This window comes from Nostoc edaphicum CCNP1411, from assembly GCF_014023275.1.
In the GTDB taxonomy this organism is placed as follows: Bacteria; Cyanobacteriota; Cyanobacteriia; order Cyanobacteriales; family Nostocaceae; genus Nostoc; species Nostoc edaphicum_A.
Window position 1 is genome coordinate 5,592,536 of record NZ_CP054698.1, and the last position, 25,520, is coordinate 5,618,055.

General features: G+C 41.8%; 20 protein-coding genes. 13 read left to right on the forward strand and 7 right to left on the reverse strand.

Going from position 1 to position 25,520, the window contains the following annotated elements; genetic code table 11:
- From HUN01_RS26285 to HUN01_RS26310, 6 genes are all read left to right on the forward strand, one after another.
- The gene (locus tag HUN01_RS26285; RefSeq protein WP_181928628.1) at positions 1-2,817 is read left to right on the forward strand and encodes a methyl-accepting chemotaxis protein; all 2,817 of its coding nucleotides are present in this window, start codon (positions 1-3) and stop codon (positions 2,815-2,817) included.
- A gap of 243 nt (positions 2,818-3,060) precedes the next feature.
- The gene (locus tag HUN01_RS26290; protein ID WP_181928629.1) at positions 3,061-6,072 is read left to right on the forward strand and encodes a hybrid sensor histidine kinase/response regulator; all 3,012 of its coding nucleotides are present in this window, start codon (positions 3,061-3,063) and stop codon (positions 6,070-6,072) included.
- 339 nt (positions 6,073-6,411) lie between these two features.
- Positions 6,412-6,870, forward strand: a complete 459-nt coding sequence (locus tag HUN01_RS26295) for a hypothetical protein (RefSeq protein ID WP_181928630.1) — start codon at positions 6,412-6,414, stop codon at positions 6,868-6,870.
- 69 nt (positions 6,871-6,939) lie between these two features.
- Positions 6,940-10,197: a HEAT repeat domain-containing protein gene (locus tag HUN01_RS26300; RefSeq protein ID WP_181928631.1), complete on the forward strand. Its 3,258-nt coding sequence runs from the start codon at positions 6,940-6,942 to the stop codon at positions 10,195-10,197.
- 98 nt (positions 10,198-10,295) lie between these two features.
- On the forward strand, positions 10,296-10,598 hold the full coding sequence (locus HUN01_RS26305) for a hypothetical protein (protein WP_181928632.1): 303 nt from the start codon (positions 10,296-10,298) through the stop codon (positions 10,596-10,598).
- A 288-nt stretch (positions 10,599-10,886) separates the two neighbouring features.
- Positions 10,887-11,690 (forward strand): PEP-CTERM sorting domain-containing protein, encoded by an 804-nt coding sequence (locus HUN01_RS26310; RefSeq protein WP_181928633.1) that lies wholly within the window; start codon positions 10,887-10,889, stop codon positions 11,688-11,690.
- Between the two features lie 170 nt (positions 11,691-11,860).
- Here HUN01_RS26310 and ltrA read toward each other — a convergent pair whose 3' ends face one another.
- Positions 11,861-13,648: a group II intron reverse transcriptase/maturase gene (ltrA, locus tag HUN01_RS26315; protein ID WP_181928634.1), complete on the reverse strand. Its 1,788-nt coding sequence runs from the start codon at positions 13,646-13,648 to the stop codon at positions 11,861-11,863.
- Between the two features lie 655 nt (positions 13,649-14,303).
- Entirely contained in the window at positions 14,304-14,588 is a 285-nt protein-coding gene (locus HUN01_RS26320; RefSeq protein WP_181928635.1) for a DUF427 domain-containing protein, read from the reverse strand.
- Between the two features lie 479 nt (positions 14,589-15,067).
- On the opposite strand from HUN01_RS26320, the gene HUN01_RS26325 reads away from it, so the two are divergent.
- Together HUN01_RS26325 and HUN01_RS26330 are read left to right on the forward strand one after the other, a co-directional pair.
- Entirely contained in the window at positions 15,068-15,292 is a 225-nt protein-coding gene (locus HUN01_RS26325; protein WP_181928636.1) for a hypothetical protein, read from the forward strand.
- Between the two features lie 87 nt (positions 15,293-15,379).
- A complete protein-coding gene (locus tag HUN01_RS26330) occupies positions 15,380-15,784 on the forward strand; it encodes a hypothetical protein (RefSeq protein WP_181928637.1) in 405 nt (134 codons plus the stop codon).
- Here the strand turns inward: HUN01_RS26330 and HUN01_RS26335 are convergent.
- Positions 15,765-15,905, reverse strand: a complete 141-nt coding sequence (locus tag HUN01_RS26335; RefSeq protein WP_181928638.1) for a hypothetical protein — start codon at positions 15,903-15,905, stop codon at positions 15,765-15,767. The genes HUN01_RS26330 and HUN01_RS26335 overlap by 20 nt on opposite strands.
- A 275-nt stretch (positions 15,906-16,180) precedes the next feature.
- Here HUN01_RS26335 and HUN01_RS26340 point away from each other — a divergent pair, with 275 nt between their 5' ends.
- The 3 genes from HUN01_RS26340 to HUN01_RS26350 all read left to right on the forward strand — a co-directional run bounded on the left by HUN01_RS26340 (position 16,181) and on the right by HUN01_RS26350 (position 18,508).
- Complete coding sequence (locus HUN01_RS26340; RefSeq protein WP_181928639.1) at positions 16,181-16,396, forward strand: hypothetical protein; 216 nt, start codon at positions 16,181-16,183, stop codon at positions 16,394-16,396.
- Positions 16,397-16,415: 19 nt separating this feature from the next.
- Positions 16,416-16,841: a type II toxin-antitoxin system VapC family toxin gene (locus tag HUN01_RS26345; protein WP_181928640.1), complete on the forward strand. Its 426-nt coding sequence runs from the start codon at positions 16,416-16,418 to the stop codon at positions 16,839-16,841.
- A gap of 98 nt (positions 16,842-16,939) precedes the next feature.
- Complete coding sequence (locus HUN01_RS26350) at positions 16,940-18,508, forward strand: metallophosphoesterase family protein (protein ID WP_181928641.1); 1,569 nt, start codon at positions 16,940-16,942, stop codon at positions 18,506-18,508.
- A gap of 57 nt (positions 18,509-18,565) precedes the next feature.
- On the opposite strand, the gene HUN01_RS26355 is transcribed toward HUN01_RS26350, so the two are convergent.
- Positions 18,566-19,861: an ABC transporter substrate-binding protein gene (locus tag HUN01_RS26355; RefSeq protein WP_181928642.1), complete on the reverse strand. Its 1,296-nt coding sequence runs from the start codon at positions 19,859-19,861 to the stop codon at positions 18,566-18,568.
- 223 nt (positions 19,862-20,084) lie between these two features.
- Between HUN01_RS26355 and HUN01_RS26360 the strand changes: the two genes are divergently transcribed.
- Complete coding sequence (locus HUN01_RS26360) at positions 20,085-20,843, forward strand: YebC/PmpR family DNA-binding transcriptional regulator (RefSeq protein ID WP_181928643.1); 759 nt, start codon at positions 20,085-20,087, stop codon at positions 20,841-20,843.
- Positions 20,844-21,239: 396 nt separating this feature from the next.
- Here the strand turns inward: HUN01_RS26360 and HUN01_RS26365 are convergent, their stop codons facing one another.
- The 3 genes from HUN01_RS26365 to HUN01_RS26375 form a co-directional block, all read right to left on the reverse strand.
- The gene (locus HUN01_RS26365; protein WP_181928644.1) at positions 21,240-21,932 is read right to left on the reverse strand and encodes a PEP-CTERM sorting domain-containing protein; all 693 of its coding nucleotides are present in this window, start codon (positions 21,930-21,932) and stop codon (positions 21,240-21,242) included.
- A gap of 328 nt (positions 21,933-22,260) precedes the next feature.
- Positions 22,261-22,581 (reverse strand): RNA recognition motif domain-containing protein, encoded by a 321-nt coding sequence (locus HUN01_RS26370; RefSeq protein ID WP_181928645.1) that lies wholly within the window; start codon positions 22,579-22,581, stop codon positions 22,261-22,263.
- A 231-nt stretch (positions 22,582-22,812) separates the two neighbouring features.
- Positions 22,813-23,355 carry a phycobiliprotein lyase gene (locus HUN01_RS26375; protein ID WP_181928646.1) on the reverse strand — a complete coding sequence of 181 codons (543 nt, stop codon included), beginning with the start codon at positions 23,353-23,355 and terminating at the stop codon, positions 22,813-22,815.
- Between the two features lie 595 nt (positions 23,356-23,950).
- On the opposite strand from HUN01_RS26375, the gene HUN01_RS26380 reads away from it, so the two are divergent.
- Complete coding sequence (locus HUN01_RS26380; protein WP_238845653.1) at positions 23,951-25,480, forward strand: efflux RND transporter periplasmic adaptor subunit; 1,530 nt, start codon at positions 23,951-23,953, stop codon at positions 25,478-25,480.
- Positions 25,481-25,520: the final 40 nt, after the last annotated feature.

A 25,520-nucleotide genomic window follows, 5' to 3' on the forward strand; every position in this document is an offset into this window, starting at 1 on the left:
ATGTTTAATAAAACCAACACAAATCAAGGTAATAGCGCTCAAAATCGAGCATCACTGATTTCATCCCAAAAAGCCATTGGAACTGTAGTAAAGTTACCCACTAAACTGACTACTGAAAGTGCTAACAATTCTTCTTTGAATCAGGGAATTGCTTATTTTACAAGGCTAGGATTGGTTAAGAAAGCGACTATTTTAGCGATCGCAATTGGTACAATACCAGTTTTGGGCATCGGTGCGATCGCTTTTGGTTTTGCCAACAAGTCGATTACCAAGCAAATTACCCAATCTCAACAAGCCGAAGCCACTGGTTTAAGTGATAAACTTAACCGCTTTATGCTGGGACGCTACGGTGATATCCAAGTAATATCAAACTTGCTATTTTTGACAAGTCCTCAAGCTAGTGTCAGTATCACTACTCAGCAAAAGCAAGCAGTCCTAGATAGTGTTGTCGAAGCCTACAAAGCTTATGACAGCATTGCTGTTTTTGATCGTCAAGGTAACTTGATTGTGCAATCCACAGGCGAACCACTGGAAAACCAAAAAGAACGTACCTATTTTCAAGACGCTTTACAAAAAGATACTCCTGTCATCAGCAAACCGGAAGCAGCAAAAAATACTGGTGTCATGAGTATTTATCTAACTGCACCTGTAAAAGAGACAAGGACGGGCCAAACCATTGGCTTGGTACAAGCACGTATGCCCGTAAAATCTTTAGAGGAAGTCATTAAGAACTACGTAGCCAACGGACAACAATACCATTTGCTCGATGCTTCGGGAACAGTTTTCTTGAGTCCCCAAAAGGAATTATTGGGGAAAGAAGCAAAGGGAGAGTATTCTAGTTTACCGAAACTGCTGGCAGCCAAAAAGCTAGATAGTTTTATAGAAGTTCCCAAAACTCAGAAAAAACAAGAACTAGTTAGCTACGTACCAGCTAATAGTATAGATGGCTTACCTGATTTAAACTGGCAGGTACTTTTATCTACAAATACAGCAACCGTATTTGAGCCGCAAAGACAATTGTTGTGGATTATAGCCATTGGTACAGCAGTGACAGCATTGATTGTAGCTGCGATCGCATCTCGGTTAGCTAAACTGACTACACAACCAATTCTCAATGCCACTGCGGCATTAGCGAAGCTAGGTCAAGGTAAATTTAATACCCGTCTGGAAATTGAAAGAGAAGACGAATTAGGGGTATTGAGTGCAAATATCAACCTGATGGCTGAACAATTACAAGTCTTAGTTAAGGAGCAGCAACAGGAACTAGACGTTGAAGGGGTAAAATTATTAGCAGATATTACTCTAAGAATTCGGAAAATTCTCAAAACTGAAGATATTTATCACGCAGCAGTCCAAGAAGTTCAGCGATCGCTAAAAACAGACCGGGTAATCATTTATAGTCTGAATCCAGATAATCGGGATGGCGTTGTCGTTGCGGAATCGGTAACTGGTGATTGGCCGGAAATGCTGGGAGTGCAAATTGACGACCCCTATTTTCGGGAACGTTATCTAGAAACTTATCACGATGGAGAGGTGCAAGCAGTTGCCAATATTCATCAAGACCAAAGCCTGAAAAATGCCGACGGTTACATCCAACTGTTGGAAAAATTTGCTGTCAAAGGTCATTTAATCGTACCGATTCTTGCCCAAGAAAAACTTTTAGGCTTATTAATTGCCCATCATTGCGAAACGCCTCGTGTTTGGCAACAGCCGGAAATTGACTTGTTTCAACAGATAGCAACTCAAGTCGGCTATGCCTTAGAACAAACCAAGTTACTAGAAGAGATAGAAAAAGTTAGAAATGTTACCGTAACCGGGTCAGACGAAACACTGCAACAGCAACTTTTAGAACTGCTTAACGACGTAGAAGGAGCAGCCAGAGGTGACTTGACAGTACGTGCAGACGTAACAGCTGGGGAAATAGGCACTGTTGCCGACTTCTTCAACTCCATTGTCGAAAGCCTCCGGGATATTGTTACCCAAGTTAAACAAGCTGCTATCCATGTGAATAGTGCCATTGGCTCTAACGAAGGAGCCATCCGCCACTTGGCAGAGGAAGCGCTCACCCAAGCTGCCGAAATCAACCGCACCCTTGATGCTGTTGACCAAATGACCCAATCCATGAAAGCTGTAGCCGAAAGTGCCGAAAAAGCTGCCTTCATTGCTAACCATGCTGCTCACACTGCCACTAAGAGCGGATACGCGATGGATTTAACAGTACAAAACATCCTGTCTTTGCGGGAAACTGTTGGTGAAACTGCTAAGAAAGTGAAACGTTTGGGAGAGTCTTCGCAACAAATTTCTCGCGTGGTGTCCTTAATTAACCAAATTGCGATTCAAACCAACTTACTAGCCATCAACGCCGGGATTGAAGCAGCACGTGCAGGTGAAGAAGGTCAAGGTTTTGCTGTAGTTGCTGAAGAAGTCGGCGAACTAGCAGTTAGGAGTGCCGCAGCAACTCAAGAAATTGAACAAATCGTTGAAAATATTCAACGAGAAACCAGTGAAGTAGTCCAAGCAATGGAAATAGGCACTACCCAAGTGGTAGAAGGGACTCGAATTGTGGAGGAGGCTAAACAAAGTCTGAGTGAAATTTTGGATGTATCGTCTCAAATTGACTCCTTAGTGCAGTCGATTTCCACTGCAACCGCATCTCAGGTTGAAACATCCCAAAGTGTTAGCCAATTGATGAAAGATATCGCTGCCATATCACAACGCACCAGCGATTCTTCTCGCCAAGTTTCTGAATCTCTGCAACAAACTGTAGAAATTTCCCAGCAATTGCAAGAGACTGTCGAGGCTTTCAAAGTTAGTTAAGTTTGTCATTTGTCATTTGTCCTTTGTCCTTTGCGATTTGCTAGTGATGAATGACGAATGACTTTTGTTATTTGTCTGTTGTCATTTGTCCTTTTACTAATGACCAATGACCAATGACGAATGACTTTTGTTATTTGTCCATTGTCATTTGTCCTTTGTCCTTTTACTAAGACTAATGACCAATGACCAATGACTAATGACTAATGACCAATGACCAATGACCAATGACTAAGGACAAAAACTATGCTACAAGACAAAGAATTAGAAATCCAGATGCAGTTTCTGGAAGAAGCAACAGATTACTTAAATACCTTAGAAGGGGTATTGTTGGAAATCGATACTAGTAACCGTATCGATTTAGATAAAATCAATGCTGCACTCCGAGCTACTCATTCTATTAAAGGTGGCGCGGGGATGATGGGATTTAGATCGCTAAGTGATTTATCTCACCGTCTGGAAGATTCCTTTAAAGTTTTAAAAACTAAAAAAAATTCTTTAGAAATTGATACTCAGTTGCAAAGTTTATTGCTATCTGGAGTTGACTGGCTGCGTCAGATTGTAGAATTACTTGCACAAGGGAATGTTGTTGAAGATCAGTGGTTAGCAACCTTTTGTTACCCAATTTTTGATGAGTTGCACGATCGCTTGGGCGACCCCACCCCAGAGGATGCCTCAACTATGCTATCCCCAGAAGATGGGCAAGACGTTATCCCTTTGCTATTTTCCACAGAAGTAGAAGAGTGTTTGCAGCGTCTAGAATCTGTATTGGCAAATAGTGAACAGCCTGGATTGCATGAAGAAATTGTGATCATGGCAGCTGAATTGGGTGGTTTGGGTGAAATGCTCCAGTTGCCAGCTTTTAGCAAGCTTTGTGAGTCAGTAACGCAGCACTTGGAAACTGTGAGTAGCGACGGGGAACGCATTTCCGAAATTGCCCAGTTAGCATTGCAAGCATGGCGGCGATCGCAAGCTTTGGTGCTGACGAATCAACTAGATAACTTACCTACAGAAATTCACTTGGGTGGTTCTACGCAATTCCCAGCACTATTACCAGCAGAAATAATACCACAACTTCTTCCCACAGATGTCCTCGACACAGAAGTAGCGTCAACAGCTGTTTGGCAAGCAGAGATAACTCCAGAAACTTGGGTTAAAGATGAAGCAATCGCAGCTAATTTTACATTTGTGGATGCAGAATTTGCCGATGACGTAAATTCTGTCAATGTCACTGAACACAATACAATATTTGCCAGAGAAGATAATCCTCCAGATGCCAGATTTGCAGAAAACAAAGGAGAGCCAACGAAAGAACGAGAAAGTCATGAAAATAGCGTTCGAGTTCCTAGCAAACAACTAGAGCAAATTAATGATTTATTTGGCGAACTGATTGTTCAGCGAAATGGGTTAAACTCACAACTAGAAAGATTACGCAAACTCGTTCGTAACCTGAACCAGCGAGTCCAAGTTCTCGACCGAGAAAACCAGGAATTACGTATAGTCTCCGACAAAATTTCCACTCAAGCTGCTGGAGTGAGAGGGCGAGATGAAAATAGCCAGCAAACACAAAGTACAGACAGTGAATTTGATGCCTTAGAGATGGATCGCTATAACGATTTCAACCTGCGATCGCAGGAAGTTATGGAAACCATTGTTCAGGTACAAGAAGTCACAACAGATGTGCAACTCAGTGTAGATGATACAGACCATATTGCTCGTAAACTCAACAAAACATCAAAACAGTTACAAACCAAACTAAATCACATCAGAATGCGACCGTTGTCTGATTTAGTCGAACGTTTTCCTAGAGCTTTACGCGATTTAAATGTAGAGTATGGGAAAAATGTCCAGTTAAAAATTGAAGGTGGTAACACTTTAATTGAACGCAGCATTTTAGAAGCTTTAAACGAACCTTTAATGCATCTGTTAAGGAATGCTTTCGATCATGGTATCGAAGACTCTGCCACGCGTCGCCTTTTGGGTAAACCAGAACAAGGATTGATTGAAATTACAGCCACTCACCGCGGTAATCGCACTCTCATTACTATCCGTGATGATGGTTGGGGCATTTCTCTGGAGAAAATTCGCACCCGCGCCCTAGCTATGGGACTGGATACTTCTCTACTCGCTAATGCTAGTGATGAAGAACTGTTATCACTAATTTTTGAACCAGGTTTTACCACCTCCGAGCAAGTGACAGCATTATCTGGTCGTGGTGTCGGTATGGATGTGGTTCGCAACAACCTTAAACTAATTCGAGGAGATGTCAAAGTTGATACGGAACCAGGAGTTGGTACTACCTTCACCCTCTCATTACCGTTTACACTTTCCGTTGCGCGAGTTCTGCTGGTAGAAATCAACAAGATTCTATTAGCATTTCCTACAGATGTCATTTCAGAAATATCTTTACTCCAAGACGAGCGAGTTTTTGAAATGGCTGGTAGCGAAGTTTTAAATTGGCAAGGAACCATGCTGCCACTGATTCGCTTAACTCGTTATTTAGAGTTTAATTGCCTACGTTACGATAGCGCAGAGTTGGAAATTCCGGCAGCCATTAGTACTAACAGCGTGTTAGTAGTCAAAGGTAATAATCAGCCAGTAGCAATTCAAATAGATCGTTGCTGGGGTGAACAAGAAGTTGCGATTCGCCAAGTCGAGGGAAATATCCCCTTACCTGAAGGTTTTAGCAACTGCACAATTCTCGGTGATGGTCGAGTAGTGCCACTAGTTAATGTCAATGAATTGCTGTATTGGATTGCTACAAATCGGAAGACACCGAGAGGCACTCAGTTACCATCAGTAAGGTTAAAAACACCGTTCCTAATATTTGACGAAGAGAAAATATCAGCAGCATCTATTAAGCAGAAAGGTACAATTTTAATCGTAGATGATTCGATTAATGTTCGCCGCTTTTTAGCTCTGACCCTTGAAAAAGGAGGCTATCAAGTAGAGCAAGCTAAAGATGGTCAAGATGCCTTAGAAAAACTCCATAGTGGATTGAGAGTGGAGGCAGTAATTTGTGATATTGAAATGCCTCGCCTTGATGGCTATGGATTTTTAGGTAAGGTAAATTCAGACGTTGATACAAAAAATATTCCAGTTGCAATGCTGACTTCTCGTAGCAGCAATAAACATCGGCAACTAGCTATGCAATTAGGGGCGCGAGCTTATTTTTCTAAACCTTATAATGAGCAAGAGTTATTGCAAACCCTAGAGGAAATAATTCATCCTGTAGCAGAAAAGGTAGCTTCTAATTAATAATTCATAATTTGAAACAAGAATGCGACAAACATACCATTTGTAGAGACGCGATTCATCGCGTCTTTACCCAAGGATGTGTTGCAATCATTAATTGAATTGGTATTAGTATCCTGGCGACTAGAAATCGCGGCTATACAGACAAAACCCGCCTGTGCGGGTTAAAGGCTACTGGCAAAATTTTTGGTTTTTGAGACGCGATAAATCGCCGTCTCTACAATTGTTTTGGTTTTATCTGAACTGTATTTATTGATATCACTAATAATCGCCTAGCTTTTTCGTGATACTATTCGTGTCAATTGAAATAATCTCTACATCAACTCAATTTGTAGTGAATTTATGGTAACTGTAACACTGACGGCTGTTGCTACTGCGATCGCAACTACACTTTGGACTAAAGCACAAGAGAAAATCGGCGAAAACATTGGTGATGCTGCATGGGCACTAGGTGGCAAGTTAATCGAATTACTCCGCCAAAAGAATAAGTCGCCATTACTCACCAGCGCTATAGAGGGAGATGAACCGCAGCGATTAGATTATGGTCAAGCAGTGCTGGAACTGAAAGCAGCAGCAGACGCAGACCCAGAAATTGCTCAAGCTGTTGTGGATGTGGAAACAGCAGTTAACAATGACCAGTCTGAGACTGCCAAGGAAATTAAAAATAAAGCAGCAGAAATCCAGTCTCAGCCCTCAGTAGTCAACAACTTTGCAAAGTTAGCAGAGGAGATAAAAGCAGAGAAAGGTGCAATGGTTGCCCAACAAATCAACATTGAGAAACAGACTAATACTTACAACTGACTACAGTCGTCTCAAGGGGAGGATGGGACAAAGTTAACTCCTAATGACTGGCGTAAAGTCTGCCGTGAAATGCTAGCAGAACGGCGAAAGCTGACTACAAATCCTCTGACATCAACTGAAGGAGTCGCCCTACAAGTTGATGATGTTTACGTACCACTGGGATTAGTTGAGCGCAAAAAACAATCTAAACGTCAGGGTGATGTTTCTCCAGAACAGGGGTCAGAACTGTACAAGGAGACAGAAATCACTAAAACGTTTGAGCATGATGCTTTTCTTGAAGAAGTTCTCAAACAGAAGAACACGCCTAAAAGTCAAGGTAAGCGGATTGCGATTATTGGCGAACCAGGAGCAGGAAAGACAACACTTTTACAGCAGATTGCTGATTGGGTATCTCGTGAGATTCACCAGTCAATTGTCATTTGGGTATCTTTAGCAGATTTGCGAGAAAAGGAACTCAAATCTTATCTGTTTGAGACTTGGTTGACTCAGGTTGCTGAGAAAAAAGGGAAAGCTGAAGCCACTAAGCAACTGAAGGATAATTTTGTTGCTTTATTTAAGCAAAATAATGTGTGGTTACTGCTAGATGGGTTAGATGAAATGTCCGCATCTAATCCTCTAACAGAAATTGCACGGCAATTTCGTGAAGGAGGGTTAATTTCTCAAGCACGAATTGTGCTAACTTGTCGCGTTAATTTGTGGGATGGCAGCATTAATGCACTTGATGATTTTGATACCTATCGCAGTTTAGATTTTTCTTATCCACAACAGGTAGAAAGATTTATTGACAAATGGTTCGCTGCTATCCCCGAAATTGGGAAGCAGTTATGCACTGCCCTGAAAAAATCAGGTAAGGAACGGATTCAGGATTTAGTGAAAAATCCTCTGCGGTTGACGCTGCTGTGCTTGAATTGGCAATCAGGAGATGGAAAATTACCGGATACTCAAGCGGGACTTTATCAGCAATTTGTTGATGACTTCTACAAGTGGAAAAAAGAAGAATTTGCTACAAACTCTCACCAGCGTCAGCAACTCAATATCAAATTGGGGGAATTAGCTAAAGAAGCAATAGACAAAGAAGCAACCCGTTTTCGCTTGCGGGAGGATTTTGTTAATCACTTTTTGGGATATGTTGATGATGAAAATTCGCTGCTGAAATTGGCACTAAAGTTAGGCTGGGTAAACTGTGTAGGGATAGATACAAATAGAAAACCTGTTTACTCTTTCTTTCATGCCTCATTTCAAGAGTATTTTGCTGCTACAGCAATTGATGATTGGCATTTCTTTCTCGATCATGTTCCCAAAAATCCCAGCCAAGGGACTTATCGCATCTTTGATCCGCAATGGAAACAAACAATATTACTTTGGTTGGGGCGAGAAGAAGAAAACCTCAAAGATAAAAAGCAACAATTTGTTGATGCTTTGGTCAACTTTAAAGATGGATGTGATAAGGGTAATAGAGAAAATGTAGATAAAGGATTTTATGAATATCGCGCCTATTTTTTAGCCGCGGCAGGAATTGCAGAGTTTAGAGGTTATTCTAGAGCTGATGAAATACTAGCGCAAATTGTCAAGTCAGGCTTTGGTTATTTTAATATCAATAAACAGGAGTGGACTGAATTTATTGATCCAATTCAAGAGGAAACTAGGTCTGTATTGCAACAAACAGACCGTACAAAAGCGATCTCCACCTTGGTGCAACTGCTGCAATCAACTAATGTGTCTGACTTCACCCGTAGGCTGGCAGCATATAGTTTAGAGGAAATCGACCCTGGCAATGAAATTGCGATCTCCGCCTTGGTGCAACTGCTGCAATCAACTAATGTGTCTGACTCCACCCGTAGGCAGGCAGCAGAAAGCTTAGGGAAAATCCGCACAGACAATGAAATTGCGATCACTGCCTTGGTACAACTGCTGCAATCAACTAATCTGGATGACTCTATCCGTAAGCTGGCAGCAGATAGCTTAGGGGGAATCGACCCTGGCAATGAAATTGCGATCGCCGCCTTGGCGCAACTACTGCAATCAACTAATCTGGATGATGAGACTCGTTGGCAGGCAGCAGAAAGCTTAGGAAAAATCGGTATGGGCAATGAAAAAGCGATCGCTGCTTTGGTGCGACTGCTGCAATCAATAAATGTGGACGATAACACTCGTAGGCAGATAGCACAGAGCTTAAGACAAATTGGCACTGGCAATCCAGAAGTGATTACAGCTTTGGTACAACTGCTGCAATCCCCAGATGTGGATGATAACACCCGTATTCAGACGATATCTAGCTTAGGAAAAATCGGTACAGACAATGAAATTGCGATCGCCGCTTTAGTGCAAATACTGCAATCAAATCACCTAGATGACTCCATCCTATGGCCAGCGGCATTGAGCTTAGGGATGATTGCCACAGGCAATAAAAAAGCGATTGCTGCTTTGATGCAACTGCTGCAATCAAATGATGTAAATGACTTTACCCGTAGCCAAGCTGCATCTAGCTTAGGGCACATAGACCCTGGCAATGAAATTGCGATCACCGCCTTGGTGCAACTGCTGCAATCAACCACTGTAGATCACACCCGTTTGCAGGCAGCACAAACTTTAGGGCACATAGACCCTGGCAATGAAATTGCAATCGCTACCTTGGTGCAGCTGCTGCAATCAACTAATGTGGATAACTCTACTCGTACACAGGCAACATCAAGCTTAAGGCAAATCGACCCAGGCAATAAAATTGCGATCATTGCCTTGGTGCAACTGTTGCAATCAGAAAATGTTGATGAGTCTACCCGTTGGCAGGCAGCAGAAAGCTTAGGGCAAATTGGCACAGGCAATGAAATTGCGATCACTGCCTTGGTACAACTACTGCAATCAACTGATTTACATGACTCCACCCGTTGGCAGGCAGTATCAAGCTTAGGGCAAATCGGTACAAGCAATAAATTTGCGATTACTGCATTGGTGCAATTGCTGCACTCCCAAGATGTGGATGACGATACACTTTGCCAGACAGCATTAAGCTTATGGGAAATCGATACTGGTAATGAAAATGCGATTGCTGCCTTGATGCATCTGCTTCAATCAAGTAATGTGTCTGACTTCAACCGTAAACACGCAGCATTCAGCTTAGGAAAAATTTTACAGAATAATAAGGATCGCTTTGAGGCAGTTAAAGCTTTAAGTGGTTATTGGCGATTGAATAATAATTATTACTACTATTTAGCCTGGGAATGCTCCCAGAATATGACTTACCCCGATTTTTATCAAGCTTGGCATCAGCATAACTTTGCAACTCGTGCGATGCGAAGCTTAAAGAAAATCCTCTTCACAAGAATTTGAGCAATTTCCCAGCAGCAACGTTACAAATGAAATTCCCGTGATAACAATAGCTTGTTCACTCGTTACGAACACAAAAGCCATCGTTAGGAATAAAGTTGTTGTCTTTATTACAACCTATTTCGTTACCAACACAACCTGTTTCGTTACTATCACAACCTGTTTTGTTACTATTACAACCTGTTTTGTTACTATCACAACCTGTTTTGTTACTAACGCAACCTGTTTCGTTACTAACACAACGTGTTTTGTTACTAACACAACCTGTTTCGTTACCAAAGCTTATCTATTTGTGGCAAATGCTTATGCGATCGTTACCACAGCTTAAGCAAAACTTATATATACAAATCCTATACTATTACCAGCACAACTCAGATTTACGAAAGGTTGGTACGGTGCGATGATCGGAAATACTATACCTGTATCTCAAGTGTGGAAAGGTATTGATGCCGAGTAAACCACCTTTGATTCAAGTCAAAGTTATGAATATGCGATCGCTATTCGCTGCATATTGAAGCATTTCTAGCGATACGGGCAATATTTCACAGCCTTTTGAAAATTATTCAATTACATTTTGAATCTGTTAATTATTAAAACCCGCTTTGCAAATTAAATTTAAACATTATGATGTATCTATGTAATTGTACAAGTAACTTTTTTATTCTTTGACAAATTAATACCGGGAGTTTTAAGTGATAAAAAACAATAGAAAAAAGGCTGTCGCTCAAGCTATTTCCACAGCCGTTGCTTTGGGCTGGGTAATAATGCAAGTGGAATCAGCACGGGCTGCTACCTTGACGGTTAACAATCTCAATGACAGTGGCGTTGGCTCATTGCGAGATACGATCAACATTGCAACTAGCAATGACGTAGTAGAGTTCTTATTGGGCAGTAATCCTAGTACAATTACCCTGACGAGTGGGGCACTTGCGATCGCTAAAAATCTTACTATTAATGGCCCAGGTGCTAACTTACTTACCATCAGTGGCAATAATCAATTCCCCGTGTTTGATATTAACGCCGCCGATGTTACACTTTCTGGGCTTGCGATCGCTGGTAATATCAATGCTTACAATTCTAGTAGCGTAACGTTTACCAATAGTACTGTTAGCGGCGACAATGTGAAGATAGATAACAGTACTGGTAACGTAACATTTATCAATAGCACTATCAACGGCAATAATGGGCAGATTAATGCTAATGAACTGACTTTCATAAATGATAGTAATGTAACAGTTACACATAACGGCGGCAATTCTGGGACAATTGGCAGTGCCGGCAATCTTTTAGTAGAAGGAGGTAGCATTATCATTGACAATTCTGGGGAAATGAACGCTGGTAGTAATAATGGAGGCGAGATAACTATTACACCTGTTTCTCTTATAGTGACAACAAGAGTACCCGAACCAAGTGCGATCGCTGGTACTATACTTGCTTGTAGTCTGGCTTGGCTGGCGAAGAGAAAGCAAGCAGCATTTTGCAAGGCGAAGGTATAATTACGTATTAAAAAAATTCGCAAATAGTTTAAATAGTCAGCCCGCACAAGCGGGCTAATTATTTTATGGGCAATTAATTAAACTCAACGAGGTTGTCACCAACCCCGTTGGTCTTCAAAACCGTGCGTGAGACTTTCACCTCACACGGCTCCTCAATGGTTTGGTGCTTGTCACGCATACCTCATTACCCATTTATCCTTGACTTTTTCAAGTATTCTGGTGGGCTTAGGCTCGGCACTATTGCAGCCGGATTTTATGCCAGGACTACCATCGTTGGCAGTTTTTGTATCGTGGCAATGTCTGTGTAGAAGTTGCAAATTATCGTAAATATCCTTACCACCTTGCGATTTAGGGATTTTATGGTCAACTTCTAGCACATCGCTTTCGCGGAAAAACATTTCGCAGTGGGTACACTTCCCTTTTTGCTTTTTCAGGAGTTTTGAAGTCCTATTTGGCATTTCGGGGTTTTTACCCATTCTTGTACTCCAATAAACCAGATTTCCGTCGTATGGTGACGATTCGCCTTTAACTTTCACATGACGTACTATTGGAGTGTCGGCATGTTTTAGTAACCGAGTTGGGGTTAAACCTTCCTTCCTGGTTGCGAATATCCAGTTATCACCGCCTATAGACTGCCAATACCTTTTTGACACCCATCCCCAGTTCTTTTTGGGGTGGCGGTGTTTTGCCCAGGCATATAACTTTTGGTACGTGAGGTCATCGATATCTGAGTAAGCTACCTTACTTACCACAGTCGCGTAGTAGTTTGCCCATCCCCTAATTATTGGGTTTAAATGGCTGATTAGCGCCGCTTGCGGAGCTGCCTTATGGGTTTCAATAACATTAGCGATTTGTTCATAATGTACCTTTTGCTTCTGCTTGCTTGGGGTGATGATTGTTTTAAAACCCCGTTTCGAGTGATACTTTCCTACTGGAAATTGTTGTATCGAAAAACCAAGGAAATCGAACCCTGGTTTTTCCTGCTCATACTGGTTGAGGGTGTGAGTCAGTCTCGTTTTACTGGGCTTTAGTTCCAAACCCATGCTTTTTAACCATTCAGAGATAATCTCTTTGCATCTTTGGACTATGGTTATGTTTTCGTGGAGAATTACGAAATCGTCGGCATAACGAATTAGACTTAGACTTCTACGGGTATCCCGTTTATTAAGACCGTCTTTACAAGGGAGGGTATTGGCGTATTGTTTAATTCGTTCTTCCATCCCATGTAGGGCAATGTTTGCCAGTAACGGAGAAATGACCCCGCCCTGTGGCGTACCCTCAGATGTTGGAAACAACTGCTTATCATCCATCACTCCCGCTTTTAACCATGCACGTACTTGTCGGCGGATGGTGGGGAATGTATTTATTTTTCTCAGCAGTGCTTCATGGTCGATGCGGTCAAAGCATTTTGATATGTCGGCATCGAGTACAAATTTTGGCTTGAGCTTGATTGCCTTAAATATTGCTTCTACCGCATCATGGCATGAGCGTCCGGCTCTGAACCCGTATGAGTTGGGTTCAAATCGCGCTTCCCATTCTGGCTCTAGTGCCAGTTTGACAAGTGCTTGCAAGGCTCGGTCTTTCATTGTAGGTATACCCAAAGGTCGCTTCTCTTCCGTTCCAGGCTTAGGAATCCATACGCGCCTAGTTGGGCTGACCTTTGTACCCAGGTTTAAGATATCAGTGAGTTCTAGACGTTGCTTTGGAGTCAGCGACTTAACGCCATCTACACCAGCCGTCTTTTTCCCTTGGTTGTCCTGGGTGACTCTACGAACCGCTAAAGCTCTTGCTGACCATGACTTCATCAGTGTCTTTTGGAGTCTGCGATATGCTTTTACATCACCACGGGCAGAGGCTTGATAAATTCTCTTTTGGAGCTTATACACGCTACGCTCTAGCTTACGCCAGTTAATAGAGTGCCATTCCACCATCAGTCTTTGAGACTGTGTATTAGACATATATACTCATTACTTGGGACTTTATCATCCAAATCACCGTAGGTCTGTCTGCATATTCTGGGCATTACCCCAGACATTCGCTTTTGACTTAATCTCCCCTACTCGCTGCATACGGTTAGCACCTACTCAGGGATTCGACCACCTGAGAGCATACGAGAGGTTATATCGTTCCGAGTGACCATACTGTGTACCTTTAGAGTGATGCTCTTCGCCGGGTTTATTGGAAGTGCTTGTTGGTCAATCCGATTCTTGCCAACTCCTTATCCTGTGCCTTTTGGCTCCAGCGCATTAAGCCTTATTTCGCTGGTTCATTGTAACGACGACTCAATTGCATCTTCAAGCCAAAGCTTTACTCATGGGTACTTTGCTCGATGCTTACCGACTTAGGCTGTCAGTAATAACACCTTTTCACCCCGCTTCAGGCTTTGATAGCTAGTCTCAAACCTGGGGGTGATGCTTTCACCGTTGCACCTACGGGGTAGGATTTGGGGGGTTCTAGGATACTAACTCTCACCTACATAGTCATTCAGTTGTCAAGGCATTGTACCTTGCGGCTAATCCTCCAAACCCTTATGGGTCTTAGTTTCTAGCCAACGATTCGCACGTCGGACATAATATCAATTACCTGAAACTAAAATACTTCCAGGAACCTTTATTAAGCCTCAACTTTTACACCCTTCCAGAAGGCCACATAACCTTCAATATTTTTAGCCTTCTCCTTAGCGCTGGGATAGTACCAAGCAGCATCTTTATTGATTTGCCCATCAACTTCAATACTGTAGTAACTAGCGACACCTTTCCAAGGACAAGTAGTGTGGGTGTTACTTTCTGTGAAGTACTGCTTGTTAATGGTGTCAACAGGAAAATAATGGTTGCCTTCCACAACTACAGTATTATCACTCTCAGCTAAAACAGTTCCATTCCAAATTGCTTTCGGCATAAATGACTTTGTAAATAAACTATACACATAACATTTTGACACTATCAGCTTGTTTGTAGCGAATTTATGTAACCTGTAACGCTACCAAAAGAGTTTATCAGTCACGAAGAGGCAATGTGTTGTCGAGATTTTCTTTCAGTATTAATTACAATCACTTTTATTTATTAATTTGAAAACTAAAAGCATTTGCTTCTATCGTAAAGATTTTCTAAGATATTGATATGCAAAGTTAATTAGCCAAAAAAAGTTGGATTTCGGTTTATAGGCTAAAGCAAAAAATATCTAGATATTTGAGTAAGCGATGCCTATGGCGAGCTACGCTAACGCACCTTCTAGAAATGTTTACGAACTAAGGATTTTATCTAGCATATATTTGCCTCTTTTAAGTTCTTTCTAAACCTTCTCCGAATTCCCAACTGCTCCAGTTTGGGTGAATTTGACTCACCCATTTGCACCTTGTTCTAATTGAGGATAACTCTATGAAACTCACAAGCTTGATAAATTCTGCACATATTGTTTCTTGGTTTAATTCTATACCTAAAATCACTAGCTTTCATACAGCCAAAAATGATAATAGCCTGTCAGTAAACACAAGTGTAAACTCTGACACTTTACCTAAAGATTCTACAAATGTCAATTATCTCAAACCCTTTGATAGTGCTTTTATCGCCTATTACATGATGGGTCTTGGTAATTTTGAATAATCTAAATTACCTCTGTAATTTTGAGTTTTTACTTACATCATTTACAGCTTTTTCGCTAATTAATCTAGTTCTACTTAGGATAAAATCATGAAATTTACAACCTTATTCAATTCTGCACTTATCATTGCCTCTATTGCTTTTATACCTGGAATCGCTGGCGCTCAAACAACTAATACTAACAATAGTGGCGGACAAATAAATACAGCTGTTAACTCTAATGCTTTACGCAAAAATTCTACAGAGGCCAGTTATCTGCAACCCTTCAATACTGCCTTTCTAGCTTATCAAGGTTATTTAAAAGAGCAGGGTATTCCCAGTGGAGGCGCTTTGATATCTGCATACCAAATAGGAAGCCTGACTGCGAAAGATGTGGTTCAGGCTGCTATCAGGGCTAACAAGTTACCAGCGCAAGTTTTAAATGATTCAAGTTACCTCAACGCAGTTGAATCGCAGTTGACATCATTGACCAACACTAATGATTTATCCGAATAAATAGTAAGTTTCCCAAGCTCAATGCAGCCCGAATTTCCAACCCCTCGCGTCTTGCCGCCTCAATCATCCGCACTAGGTAATTGCGAGAACATAGCGCCCAAGGACTGCCATTAAATACCATATTTCCCATTACACGAGCGTGATTAGGAAATATGGTAAAGGAGTGAAGCTAAACCAATGTGGTGTAGTAATAGGTTTCAAACCAGAAGTTATTGAGGAAGTAGCCAAATCTGATTCTTCTTGGTTGACAAGTGGACAATGGGGGTGTAATTCATTATAAAAAATCGAGATAATTTGTAAGACAAGTATACGTATCTTCACTAATTAAAGCGTCGTCTACCCTACCCGTATCACCACAACCAGCTTAGGATAGACTAGAAGCAATTTTTGGGGAAAATGGTAGAAAAAATCACAGCTGTGTTTAATGGCAAAGTGTTCTATCCGGCTGAACCGATCGCACTGCCAATCAATACCCGCGTGCGAATCAGTATTGAAATTTTACCGCCAAGTGAACATGAAACGGTATCATTTCTGCAAACAGCGCGATCGCTAAACCTCGAAGGGCCACCTGACTGGTCTGCCAATATAGATAAATATTTATACAGTAAGTAAATTATTAAGTAAACTTTTCATGCATTCTGAAGTCTTTCTTGATACATCATTTGCCATTGCCTTATCTGCACCGAGCGATCGCTTGCATGACAGAGCTTTACATCTGGCTAAAATGTTACAAGCAGCAGAAACTCGTTTGGTAACAACCCAAGCTGTGATGTTGGAAATTGGCAATGCCTTATCCCAACAACCTTATCGTCAAGCAGCAATCATATTGTTAAATTCTCTAGTAGCAGACTCCAAAGTAGAAATTGTTCCCCTCTCCCAGGAACTCTACGAACGTGCTTTCGAGCTATATCGCGAACGAACAGAGAAAGAATGGGGATTTATCGATTGCGTATCTTTTATTGTGATGGAATATAGCGGAATCACTGAAGCACTGACTGCTGATGAGCATTTTCAACAAGCAGGTTTTCGAGCATTACTGCGAGAAAATTTGCCTTAAAAATTGGGATGGGGCATTAGTTATTCACAAATGACTAATGACAATTAAATATTTCGTTACAATCGGTGTGTGCATTAGGCATTCAAGAGTTATCAGCCATGAAATTGATTTCCGATCCACCGATTCCTGTCAAAATTCAAAAGATGAAGGAACGGGTGCGGTGGATGCATCCAAGTTTTGTGCAACGGGGAATTGATCAAACCAGTCTAGTTATTGACGATCGCAGGCAGGATAATCCAGAATTTTCCTTTATAGTTATCGGTGATTCTGGCACTAAATCCCATTCTCGACACCACCCCCAACGACAAGTTGCCGAACTGATGCTTCCTCACCGCGATGATTGCAGTTTTGTGTTGCACACAGGCGATGTAATCTATGTGGTGGGTTCCCAAGAGTATTATTCAACAAATTTTATTGAGCCTTACCGGGAATTTCTTGTTGGTGGTGACAACCCGAAAAGCATTCCTTATGACCGCATGGTGTTTAATCTGCCGTTCTTGCCAGTACTCGGTAATCATGATTACTACGATGTGCCGTTGATGTACCGTTTATTGACTGGCACAACATCATCAATACGTCGCCTGTTCCGCTACAAAGATATCGAGATTGGCTGGCATGGATCGTATCAAGGTAATGCCTATGCACGGGCATTTATGGACTACACCCAGGCGATGTCCCCACAAGAGTTAGAACGTCATTTAGATCGCCACTACACTGCTAAGACTGATACAGGACGCTGTTTGCGTTATCAACCTGGACAGTTTACCCGCTTACCTAATCGTTATTACACCTTTCGTTACGGCGGGATTGATTTTTTTGCACTGGATTCTAACACCTTTAATACACCGTCACCTTTGCCTGCGACTCAAGAAGGGGAAATTTACCGCCGAGAATTGCAAAAGCGCCGCGATGAGATCGATCAAGAAGAATTGCAGATTTTGAAAATATGCGATCGCCTCAACCCAGATAAACCAAGCGAAGCAGAACAACTTGATGACCTTAGCGCCAAATTAGACCAAATCAACGAGATCAAAATCGACATTGAAAAACAACTAGCATCTCATAAAATGCCTGCCATCGACTTTGAACAACTTGAATGGTTGCGAAGCAGACTAATCGAATCTTGGAATACCTCCGAAGTGCGCGGACGTGTAATATTTTTCCACCATCCACCATACGTCACCGAGGCTACAAAGTGGAATCAGGCACAAACCTTGGCGGTTCGCCATCGCTTGCGCTGGGTGTTTGAACAAGTAGCACAAACTCTTGGTTCTCTAATTAAAGAACGTCCCATAGTCGATTTGATTTTAAACGGTCACGCTCACTGTTTGGAGCATCTTTGCACAACTGATACCGGATTTGCTGACTCTCACATTAACTGCATTATCTCTGGTGGTAGTGGTCATCGTCCCCGCTATCAACGCCGAGGAGGGACTGAATTGATGGAGACTTTTGCTGAGATTGCAGGTAAACCCACTCGGAAAGTTGCAGATTCAATGCTTTTTGTGGGTCGTCATGACTACAATTTCCAGAACCGATTGCCTTATTCATGCGTGCGGATTGATGTTCTAGATGGTCGTCCGCCCAAGTTTATCATCAGACCGCTGATTACTGAACGGGTTGAAGAGAAGTGGCATAATAGCGAACTTGAACCTTTTGTGATTTAAACGGGATGCGCGATGAATCATAGACGCGATGAATCGCGTCTCTACAAATTACCCATGTCACTTAAAAATCAAATCTAAGCGTTGCTGAGTTACTTTGAGTGAGTCTGCTGGCGAACTTTTACCCAACAATACAGATTCAATTGCTCGACCTACACTGTCAGAAATCCGATTGTAACCAGGAAATATCGGACGCGATCGCCCATATTTAGCTTGATCTAAAAATACCTTTACCTGTGGTATTTCATTTACAAAATCCTGATATTTTGAACTTTGACGAGACTTCAAATTCACTGGTAAATAGCCAGTTTCCAATGCTAATTCTGTCTGAAATTCTTCACTCAAAGCATATTCGACAAACTTAAAGGCTGCTCTTTCGCGTTCTGGCGTGGTTTTGAAAAAGAAAAGATTCTCACCGCCAATAACAGTAGCAGGTTTTTCTCCAACCGGAATTGGAAAAACATCAAAATCGACACCAGTTTCTTGAAATTGCCCCAGAGTCCAAGGGCCATTTAATTGCATTGCGACTCTACCAGTCAGCAAGTCATCCGTCTCATAACCCCGTTCTGGACCAGATAAAATAGCGGAACCGTCCGTAATTAAATTACGCCAGAATTGCAAAGCTGCGATCGCTCCTTGATTCTCTTGCAAATCTACTGCTGCCGCATTCTGTGAATCACCACTCACCAACTCACCGCCACCACTCCACATAAATGGTAGCCAGGTGAACACTGTAAATTCTCCCTTTCCCAATGGCAGAAACATTCCATATTGATCAGTTCGTCCATCACCATTGGTATCACGAGTTAATTTCCTCGCAACTTGTCCAAACTCCTGCCAAGTGCGGGGTAATTCAGTAATCCCCGCTGCCTTAAACAAACTCGGACGGTAAAAAATACCAACATTATTCGTAGCAAAGGGCACAGACCAAATATTACCGTTGTATTTCATCGATTCATACAAAGCAGGGTCAATTTCGGCTTTAATTGAAGATTTTTCGAGCATTTCATCCAAAGGTAAAATTGCGTCGAGTTCCACCAATTGACCTGCGATCGTCGGGTTATACCACAACAAATCTGGGGGTGCATTTCCTACCACCGCCGCTAAAATCTTGGGCGTTTGCTGATCCTGTTGCCCAACATAAAGTGACTCAACTTGAATATCTGGATGGGATTGATTGAATTTGTCTACCAGCTTTTGCAGTACATCCCGATTTGGCGGCGGATTTACACCTTGCCACAGGGTTAAATGAATTATTTTATCTTCCTTAACACCAGGTAGAATACTTTGACATCCAACTAAAGCTACTATGCCCACTAATAATACAAGGAGTAAGCTCCTAAAATAGTGTGACACTTTCTTACTTTTTCGCTTGGCATGGCGAGGAGGGTAAAAAAAATCGTGCATGATATTAATTAAATTGGGTATTGGGCAAAACAGTTTTGAGTACTGAGTAAAGAAGTGAGACTACTCACTCAGCACTACTACTTCCCGACTCCCTTTTAGCAAATGCACCTTTGCATCGGGGCAAAAGCTAGGTATATCCTAAACTTGAATAGAGTTTTGATAATTTCAGATTATGGCAGGACACAGTAAATGGGCAAATATTAAGCGCCAGAAGGCCGTAGTAGATGCAAAAAAGGGAAAAACCTTCACTCAGTTATCCAGAGCGATTATCGTTGCTGCTAGAAGCGGTGTACCAGATCCGGCGCTGAATTTTCAACTCCGGACGGCAATTGACAAGGCAAAAGCAGCGAGTATCCCTAATGATAATATTGAACGAGCGATCGCTAAAGGTGCGGGCAATTTTGGCGGCGATAGTGCTACCTTTGAAGCAATTCGCTATGAAGGTTATGGCCCTGGTGGTGTGGCGATTTTAATCGAAGCTCTCACAGATAATCGTAATCGTACTGCTGCTGACTTGCGTGTAGCCTTTAGTAAAAATGGTGGCAATCTTGGTGAAACAGGTTGTGTTAGCTGGATGTTTGACCAAAAAGGCGTTTGTCTAGTGCAGGGTGTAGTTGACGAAGAACAGCTTTTAGAAGCATCCCTCGAAGGTGGTGCCCAGTCTTATGAGATGAATGAAGATGAGATGGCTGAGGTATTTACTGACATTGCAAATTTAGAAACCCTTAGCCAGACACTCAAAAACCAAGGCATTAAGGTAATTGATGCCGAATTGCGCTGGATTCCTAGTAATAGTGTAGAAGTTACTGATCCCGATCAGGCGCGATCGCTTTTCAAGTTAATTGACACTCTAGAAGGCTTGGATGACGTGCAAAATGTCACAGCTAACTTTGAAATAACAGAAGAATTGATGGCTCTCAGCATTTTTTAATCAAAAATCATGTCGGCATCATACCCAAATTGTAGTTATTTGGATGATGTCAAAAATGTGACATCTAACTTTGAAATGTCAGCAAGTATTATGGTTGTGGGGATTTTTTAGCCAAGTATTCCCCGTAACCTCTATATTTTACTGATGTAAAAATAAAACTCATAAATAGTTACTATTAATCGCAAAAGTTTCTAGTAGCTCTGCAATAAAGTTTAGTATTAGCTTCTCTGAAATCAAAATGTATTATTAAATAAAACTAAAAAAAATGGTTCTACCATACCTCTTATGCAAAATGGTGTTCAAGTGTTATAAAAGGAACTTTTTGTAGACCTTTCACTTGGATTAATGAGCATAAAGAAAGTTAGTAGAACCCAAAAACCTTACTACAAACCGTCGTTAATTCCCAATATTTAACTGTTTACGCTTACGGGTGGAAATCATACCGAATGCACCCATTGCTAAAAGACCAAGTACAGAAGCAGGTTCAGGAACTGTTTGGAAACCTTCTGGTGGTTTCTCTGCAAAGTAAACTTCATCCAAAAAGTTCCCTATTGTGGGATTACCACCAGCAGCAGCTACTGAGTCAAACTGCCAGCGTGTTGTACCACCAGTGGCAACGGTTGTGCCCTGATACTCTACCCAAGCTGTGTTATCAGTGTTGTATATTTGACTGAAGAGGGTTGAATTAGTCGCAAGGTCGATAATAGACAAGCGCATCGTATCTACACCTTGACGACCTCGATGGAAAAACCGCCAAAACATAGTTGAACCAGATGTAGTCTCTACATCTTGATATAAGGTAGATATTTGATTAGCATTGAGTTCAGCATATTGATCTGTGCCTAATGCTCCACCGTGGAACAATCTAGGAGTTTGAATTTCAATTTTATTATCTGTAGCTGTAGTCTCCCACCCAGGAATGAGAGATTCGTCGATCGATGCCCATGACTGGTTACTAGGGACAAGAGTCTGCTCAAAACCACCATTAATTAAACCTGAAGCGTGAGCCTCTTGTCCATTTCCGACAATACCCAAAGATAGAGCTACAGATCCAATAGTTACAACAGCCAGTTTGCTAATACTTTTCATGTTTACCGGTGTATGAGTGTTTTGATACTTCTCAAATATAAGTTTCAGTACTCAATGTTTGGGTTAAGACACAGTAAAATAACAGTCAAAACATATAAAGTTAGTATTTTATTTAACATCGAAAATCTAATATTGTCTGCGTATTATTACTGAGTGTACTTTTGGATGCTTGCTGGCAAGGTGACTCAGATATTTATATATCCGGCTTGAAGGAGGTAGGAGGAGCTTTTTCAAAATTATTTAGAGTCAAATTTTTCCATAGAAAAGGCTCAAGCATTTCTGCCTGAGCCTTTTCTAGATTCAATTAAGTTACTTTCGTCTATTGACCTTAGTAGCGGTTACGGTTGTAGCCGCCGCCACCACCGCCACGGTTACCACCACCGAAGGAACCACCACCACTTCTGTCTTCTCTGGGCTTGGCTTTATTTACTTTGAGGTCACGACCAAGCCATTCAGCACCATCAAGAGCTTCAATAGCTTTCGTTTCTTCATCTTCTGAACTCATTTCCACGAAAGCAAAGCCGCGTAAACGACCTGTTTCACGGTCAGTAGGTAGTTGAACACGCTTTACAGCACCATATTCTGCAAATACAGCACTTAGCGCATCTTGTGTAACATCATAGGAGAGGTTACCAACGTAAATTGACATTAAATGTCTCCAAAATCATAAGTTTGTAGAGATTTAGATTTCGGAGAGAAGTCTGTAATACCAAAAGGAAAAAGCCTGTCAATACTAAAAACAAACACTGTCGCCGAATTAATTCTCATTTCACTTCCCATGATGACATGGCAACTCACTTTCTGGGGAAATTTTTGAAAAACTGTTATAAAAAGTTATATAAAGTTGCTAGGCTATAGCGAACCGCATCGATGATATAAACTAACTCTCCACTCTCTTTTCTAAATACTGACCAATCATCAACTGCTCACCAGCACGGGAGATAATGGTTTGTCTGGTGCGGTATTTGCTGCCAATTAGCTTTAACTCTTCCTCAAACACTGAACCGTTGTATTCAGTTCGTAAACACAGTGTTTTCGGGTTGGAGAAATAATACTGGGCGGTGACTGGTTTGGATATGGCAAAACCGCGATCGCGATACAAAATGTTTCCCACAACCCCAAATATCGTCGAACCTTGCGACTCTTTTCTTGCTTTCAGTAGATCCGTACTTTCCCATGTAACTGCTGCACCACAGATCAAACTTCCTGTGTCAGCCAAATCGTGCATCTGAGCTAGCTTTTGCAATTCATCACTGCCCGGCTCAAGAAAATTGATCGTAACTATACTCTCCATTTCCTTGGTTTCTCCTTCAGGTAGGGTGTAGTAGCGCCGTTGCGATCGCCAATTACCCGCTGATTCTTGGAAAAATTCGGAAATCTGGGATTCGTCAGCAGTTTGTGCAATTTTTAACAGAGATGTCACGTCTTACCTTCCTCACCTAATCCAAATATATTTCTGGCAAAAGTTAATTCTTGCTGTTGTTGCCATAACACTGATTGCCCTGTCTCTTGCCATCTTACGCAAGGGGGTAAGAAAAAATAGTGTTTGCCATTACATTATAGACATAAAAAGCAATAAATCTTTAATATTTTTAACAATTAAAATACAGTAAATACATGAAGTTGCGGTAGAATGCAGTTCAATACTGTCAGTACTGAATATATAAAAACAAGAGTAATCATTTTTTAACACTGCCCATTATGTTAGGATGTGAAACTTTTTGGCTCATATCTTTAGAAAAAGCCAGATTTAGCCTATGGGTAGATTCCAGAAAAATGACAAATATTTATACTAAGTTTATAATTTGTTAACTGCAAGAAGATTATCTACCTCTGCGTCAGAAGTAGAGCGGTGAGAAGTTTTGGACTTTTGTGGGAAAACAGTAGTTTTTGATGCAAAAAATTACTGTCAGACAGCTTATTCATTCTCGCCGTTTTTTGTTAATGATATCTCTCAAAATTACTTGATTAAAACACGGCTGTTTAACCCCAAAAGCTCCCCAATAGGAGAAAAATAAATGATTTTGGACACAAATAAGCCGCACAAACAGGTGAAAATGACAGATCCAGTAGTCGCTAAAAAGCTAATTAATATCCAGTTAGATTCAGTTGTGAAGACTGAGGTAGCGATCGCAGATTTAAAGAGTAGACTTCTTGCAAAAAGTACTTGTGTAATAAGTAGGAAAGGTAAAGAGGGAAATTATTCCCTTTCTTCCAATTCTGTAAGAAGTTTATTAATTCCCTGTTTGGTAGGTATAGGACTGCTGACGGCGAGTTGCGGATCACTGCCCAAGGAATCAGCCGAAGCACAATCTCAGCAACCTGGTAGTGGAGAACGTGGTGGTGGAACGCCTGTAGATGCGGCGATCGCTCGAACTGACTCCCTGCAAACACAACCAGAATATACAGGTAATACAACACCTTTTCGGATTGTATCAGTGCGATCGCAGGTAGAAGCCCGGTTGTTGGCTTTGAACTTAGATGTGGGCGATACGGTAAAGCTTGGGCAAAACGTCGGGCAGTTAGATGATGCCATCCTTTTGACCGAATTAAAGCAAGCAGAAGCAGAACTAGCAGCCCTCAAATCAGAAGTAGCTAGGGCAACTAATCAGGTCAGTAATGCCCGTGCAGATGTTGAACGGGCGCGGCTAGAAGTGGTACAAGCTCAGTCAGACTCAAGACGGCAACAGGATCTATTCAAAGCTGGAGCGATCGCCCAACAATCAGCCGAACAAGCACGTACCCAGGCGCAAACAGCCGCCCAGGCACTCCGGGCAGCCCAAGAACAAGTCCGTACAGAACAGCAAGCCGTCGCTGCTGCCCAAGGTAGAGTACTTGCCCAACAAGCATTGGTTGCCCAAACCAAAGAGCGTAGGTCTTATGCTCGACTCACATCACCCATTACTGGCGTAGTCACAGAAAAGGTGACAGAACCAGGCAACCTTCTGCAAGCAGGTAGCGAAGTTTTAAAAATTGGCGACTTTAACCGTGTCAAAGTTGTCGTGCAAGTTTCCGAATTAGAACTGGCACAAATTCAGGTTGGGCAATCTGTACAAGTCCGCTTAGATGCCTTCCCCACCGAAACATTAATTGGCAGAGTTACGCGCATTTCCCCAGCTGCCGATGCCACATCTCGTTTGATACCTGTAGAGGTAGTGATTCCCAACAATCAAGGGAAGATTGGCAGCGGATTACTGGCGCGAGTCAATTTTGAAACTCAGACTCAACAGCGAGTAATAGTGCCACAAACAGCTATTCAAAAACAAGCCGGGGCAGCAAAAGGAGCAGGGACAGCGAAAAGAACTGGGGGAGAGCAAGAAAACCCATCTGGAACGCTATTTGTAGTGAAAGACACGGATGGTAAGACGAAAGTAGCAGCACGTGCTGTCACTTTAGGAAAAAGGGTTGATGGCAAAGTTGAAATTCTATCTGGCTTACAAACCGGGGAGCGCTATGTTGTTCGCAGTGGTCAACCCCTAAAAGATGGAGCCTCTGTACGTTTATCAATTCTTTCCGAAACAGCAGAGTCATCCCCTAAGGGGAATTAAAAATTCAAAATGTTTTTTGAAATTTTTCATTTTGCCTTTT